The organism is Streptomyces sp. CLV115, assembly GCF_038448545.1.
Classification (GTDB): Bacteria; Actinomycetota; Actinomycetes; order Streptomycetales; family Streptomycetaceae; genus Streptomyces; species Streptomyces sanglieri.
On the sequence record NZ_JBCEWQ010000295.1, the window covers coordinates 1 to 4,264 of the forward strand.

General features: G+C 72.2%; 5 protein-coding genes and 1 rRNA gene. 4 read left to right on the forward strand and 2 right to left on the reverse strand.

Translation table 11 applies throughout. The features are described from left to right. Nucleotides 1-71 (forward strand): 5S ribosomal RNA (rrf, locus tag AADR41_RS43090); the annotation flags it as partial. A 104-nt stretch (nt 72-175) separates the two neighbouring features. After that, on the forward strand, nt 176-736 hold the full coding sequence (locus AADR41_RS41390; protein ID WP_342287570.1) for a GNAT family N-acetyltransferase: 561 nt from the start codon (nt 176-178) through the stop codon (nt 734-736). 95 nt (nt 737-831) lie between these two features. Here the strand turns inward: AADR41_RS41390 and AADR41_RS41395 are convergent, their stop codons facing one another. Continuing rightward, a complete protein-coding gene (locus tag AADR41_RS41395; RefSeq protein WP_342287572.1) occupies nt 832-1,299 on the reverse strand; it encodes a hypothetical protein in 468 nt (155 codons plus the stop codon). Between the two features lie 151 nt (nt 1,300-1,450). Between AADR41_RS41395 and AADR41_RS41400 the strand changes: the two genes are divergently transcribed. Both AADR41_RS41400 and AADR41_RS41405 read left to right on the forward strand, forming a co-directional pair. Next, nucleotides 1,451-2,710 carry a sensor histidine kinase gene (locus AADR41_RS41400; protein WP_342287574.1) on the forward strand — a complete coding sequence of 420 codons (1,260 nt, stop codon included), beginning with the start codon at nt 1,451-1,453 and terminating at the stop codon, nt 2,708-2,710. Beyond that, entirely contained in the window at nt 2,695-3,342 is a 648-nt protein-coding gene (locus AADR41_RS41405; RefSeq protein ID WP_342287576.1) for a response regulator transcription factor, read from the forward strand. The genes AADR41_RS41400 and AADR41_RS41405 overlap by 16 nt, the downstream gene beginning before the upstream one ends. A gap of 40 nt (nt 3,343-3,382) precedes the next feature. Here the strand turns inward: AADR41_RS41405 and AADR41_RS41410 are convergent. Further along, nucleotides 3,383-4,264: type IV secretory system conjugative DNA transfer family protein (locus AADR41_RS41410; RefSeq protein ID WP_342287577.1), on the reverse strand; the 882-nt coding region annotated here is incomplete at its 5' end.

The following is a 4,264-nucleotide window of genomic DNA, read 5'->3' on the forward strand; positions in this document are numbered from 1 at the left end:
CGGAAGCTAAGCCTTTCAGCGCCGATGGTACTGCAGGGGGGACCCTGTGGGAGAGTAGGACGCCGCCGAACTCCTTTTACGGGAAAGCCCCGTGTCCTTGTGGACACGGGGCTTTTCTGCGTTCACCCCCTTGAAGTCGTTTGCGCAGGTCCGGTGGCAGGGGCAGGATCGGCGGATGGAACATGTGATTCGAGCCGTGCGCGCCGATGAATGGCCCCTGGTCAAGGAGTTGCGGCTGGCCGCCCTGCGGGATCCGGCCGCGCCGGTGGCGTTTCTGGAGACGTACGAGCAGGGCGTTGCCCACTCCGACGAGTTCTGGCAGGACCGGGCACTCGGCGCGTCCGCGGCCGGCGGCGGTGACGTCCGGCAGTTCGTCGCCGTCGCACCGGACGGGCGGTGGGACGGCGGGGTCACCGTGCTGATCGAACGGCCGGACGCCGAGGTGCGGTTCGGGGAAGCGGTCGACGTACACCAGGCGCATGTGGTCGGTGTGTTCGTACGGCCCGGGGCGCGGGGCGCGGGTCTGGCCGAGGAGCTGTTCCGGGCCGGGACGGACTGGGCCTGGTCGCTGGCGGCGCCGCGGATCGAGCGCGTGCGGCTGTATGTGCACGAGGACAACCCGAGGGCTGCGGCGTTCTACCGGCGGATCGGATTCTCGGCGACCGGGCGTTCGGTGCCCGTGCCGGGAGACCCGTCCGCCCGGGAGATCGAGTACGCGGTGGGGCGGGAGGCGTAGGCCCCGGGCCTGCGGCCGGGGCACGCGGCGTGCGGCGTCGGTGTCGGTGTGCGTCAGGCGTCGGGCGTCCGGCGTCGGGCGTCGGGCGGGGTGTCTCAGCGTGCCCCGGGGAAGGCGGCGCGCAGTTCGGGGCTTCTGGTGCGGAACGCGACCCGGACGACGGGCAGCATGCAGACGGTCTGCACCACGGCGTACCAGAGTGGGCAGACCCCCGGGACCAGGTCGACGCCGACGATCGCGATCGGCATGACGACGCAGACGGAGCGCACGCGCTCGAAGGCCCGCCGGGATCCCCGGGAGGCGGAGACGGTCATCCGGTGGAGCAGCACGGCGGTCAGGGGCAGCAGCGCCGCCCGTACCCACATGAAGGTGTTGACCGGGTGGCCGCCGGCCGCCACCGCGGCGACCGCCAGGAGGGCGGTGGCACCGAGTGCGCCGTAGAGCTTGAAGCCGTTCCGTACCGTGCCGAGGGCTTCCCGGGTGCGGGGACCGTCGAAGGGGGCCGGCCCGGTCGTGCTGTTCCGGCCGGTTGCCGTGTCCGCCGTGAGCTTGTCGGTTTCCATGTTCAGCGACGCTACGAAGCGTCCGGCCGGCCCGGTATGCGTCTGGGCCCACGGGTGGGTGGGGCCAGACCCACTCCTTGGCCGACCGGGGCGGTCGCGGGCTCCGTGCGGTGCACAGTGGGAACACCGAAGGGGAAGCGGAGGAAGAGCCATGAGGCAGTCGGGTTCGTGGCCGGTGCGCGCCGGGGTGGGTTTCGTACGGGCGTGTGCCGTGGCGGTCGTCAGCATGCTGGTGCCGGCGGTGTGGGCCGCCTCGGTGGCGCTGGGCATCCGGTGGGGGGCGTCGAACCCGTGGTCGTGGCTGTTGCCGGTGGTGCTGGTGTGCGTGGGGACGTTCGCGCTCTCCCGCCCCGTCTGCCGTGCGGTCCGCTTCCTCGTCGAGAGGTGGACCGGCACCGTCGTTCCGTCCGGCTACCGGCAGGCCGGGACGGTGACGCAGTTGTCCACCGGGTACTGGTGGAACGGCTTCGGTTACGAGCGCAGCAGACGTGACGCTGTCATGGACCTGAAGTGGCGGGTCCGTTGGAAGGACCCCGCCAACTGGCGTGACCTGCGATTCCTGGCCGTGGTGCCGTTCACCGCGGGTGTGGTCGCGGCGCTCCCGCCGGCCGGGCTGGCCGCCGCGGTCGTCGGGCTCGGCGGGCCCGGGGCCGCCGCACGTGTCGTCGGGGTGGCCGGCCTGGCCGTGGCGGTCGCCGGTGCCCCGTACGCCTGGCGGTGCGTCGAGCCGGTGGCCGTCCGCTTCCTGCGGGCATCGCCCGCGATGCTGCTGGCGGACCGGGTGGCGGAGCTGACGGCCCAGCGTGCCGATACGACGGTCGCGCAGGCCGCCGAGATCCGCCGGATCGAACGGGATCTGCACGACGGGGCGCAGGCCCGGCTGGTCGCGCTCGGGCTCTCCCTGGCGACGGCGGAGAAGCTGATGGAAACCGATCCCGAACAGGCCAGGGCACTGATGCGGGCGGCACGGGCGGGTGCCGCCACATCGCTGACCGAGCTCCGTGAACTGGTCCGGGGCATCAACCCGCCGGTGCTGAACGACCGGGGGCTGGTCGAGGCCGTTCGCGCGTTCGCCCTGGACAGCCCGCTCGAAACCGATGTGATCGCCGACCTCCGGTTGCGCCCGGAGCCGCCGATCGAGTCCGCCCTCTACTTCGGGATCGCCGAGCTGATGACCAACGCGGTCAAGCACGCCCGTGCGGCCCGGGCCCGGATCTCCATGGTCCGGGACGGTGCCCGTCTGGTCGTCGATGTCGAGGACGACGGCCGGGGTGGAGCCGCCGTGAGCGACGGCGGTGGACTCGCGGGGCTGCGGCAACGCCTCGTGGTCTTCGACGGCACCCTGGAGATCAGCAGCCCGGCAGGCGGTCCGACCCGCGCGAGGATAGTGGTGCCATGCGAATCGTGGTAGCCGAGGATCTCTACCTTCTGCGGGACGGAATGGTCCGCCTGATCGAGGCGTACGGGCACCAGGTGGTGGCGACGGCGACCACCGGGCCGGAGACGCTCGACGCGCTGCTGGAACGGCGGCCGGACGTGGCCGTCGTCGACATCCGTATGCCGCCGACCCAGTCGGACGAGGGCCTGCGGGCGGCCCTGGCCGCGCGCCGTGAACTGCCCGGACTTCCGGTCCTGATCCTCTCCCAGTACGTGGAACAGCTCTATGCCCGTGAGCTGTTGGCCGACGGCGCCGGTGGCATCGGCTACTTCCTCAAGGAGAGCGTGTTCGATGCCGACCAGTTCATCGACGCGCTGGAACGCGTCGCGGGTGGCGGGACCGCGATGGATCCGGCCGTCATCGCCAAGCTGCTTTCCAGCGGGTCCTCGAACCGGCGGTTGGAGGGGCTGACCGAACGCGAGCACTCCGTGCTCGGTCTCATGGCCGAGGGGCTGTCCAACCAGGCCATCGGCAGGCGGCTCTTCCTCAGCGAGAGCGCGATCGGGAAGTACACCACCTCCATGTTCGGCAAGCTCGGCATCACCGATGACGACGACGGCAACCGCCGCGTCCTCGCCGTCCTCGCCTACCTGAACAACCCCTGACGGTGTGCCGGGTGGGTGGATCCGTCCCGGCGCGGGCGGGTCATACTCCCTGGGGCCAGCGGGCGCGGGCCTGTTCCCGTGAACGGAGGAGGGCCAGGGTCGGCAGGCCCGTGGCCCGGCCGTTCGCCAGCAGTTCCGGGAGGCGGGGGAGCGGGGCCACCGCGGCGATGTCGTCGAGCACCAGCGTCATTGGTGGGTCGAGCCGACCGTCGGTCGACCGTGCGGCCATGCGGCGGCCGTGCTCGACCACGTGTGCGGTGAGTGCCGTGAGCAGGGGCATTGCTCCCGGACCTGAGCGTGGGTCCTCGATCGGCTCACCCACCACATAGAGGGTGCCCCCCTCGCCCGCGAATGATTCCAGCGCGAGCGAATCGGCCCGGTTCGGTGTGCAGGCCTCGCGGATGTGCACCGACGAGAGTGCGCCGAAGGCCCGTACCGTCAGCTCCTGTGCCATTTCCCGGCGTTCGGGGTGTGCGGTCAGTGCCGATTCCAGCAGGCCGGCCAGTCCGGAGGCCGCTTTGGGGTGGGTGCGGAGCAGGCGTACCGGTTCGTGGGCGCTGCCGCCGAGGGCCCAGCGGTGGACCTGGCGGAAGGGCCGGCCGTCTGTGGCGGCGGCGTGCAGCCAGCACTGGAGGAGCGTTTCCGCCGTGTCGGCGGTCGCCGCGTCGATCCGGGCCTGCGGACGGACCGGGGCGAGGAGAGCGGCCGAGCGGGCGGCGGCCGTGTCGGGCTTCTCGCAGCCCGCGGTGGGGGACCAGTGCAGGCGGGCCGGGGTGTCGCAGAGGTGGCCCGGGTCGTAGACGAGGACCGGGCCGAGCTTGGCTCGGGCGTCCTTGGTCTCGGCCCAGACGGTGGGGTCGGAGGTGACGACGAGCGCGGGGCCGTCGGCTTCGCGGATGGCCTGGACGGCGGTGGGGCGGCG

Bases quoted from the DNA above. Each gene is read 5' to 3' on its own strand.
- AADR41_RS41390 (WP_342287570.1), top strand. From the start codon at position 176: ATGGAACATGTGATTCGAGCCGTGCGCGCCGATGAATGGCCCCTGGTC.
- AADR41_RS41395 (WP_342287572.1), bottom strand. From the start codon at position 1,299: ATGGAAACCGACAAGCTCACGGCGGACACGGCAACCGGCCGGAACAGC.
- AADR41_RS41400 (WP_342287574.1), top strand. From the start codon at position 1,451: ATGAGGCAGTCGGGTTCGTGGCCGGTGCGCGCCGGGGTGGGTTTCGTA.
- AADR41_RS41405 (WP_342287576.1), top strand. From the start codon at position 2,695: ATGCGAATCGTGGTAGCCGAGGATCTCTACCTTCTGCGGGACGGAATG.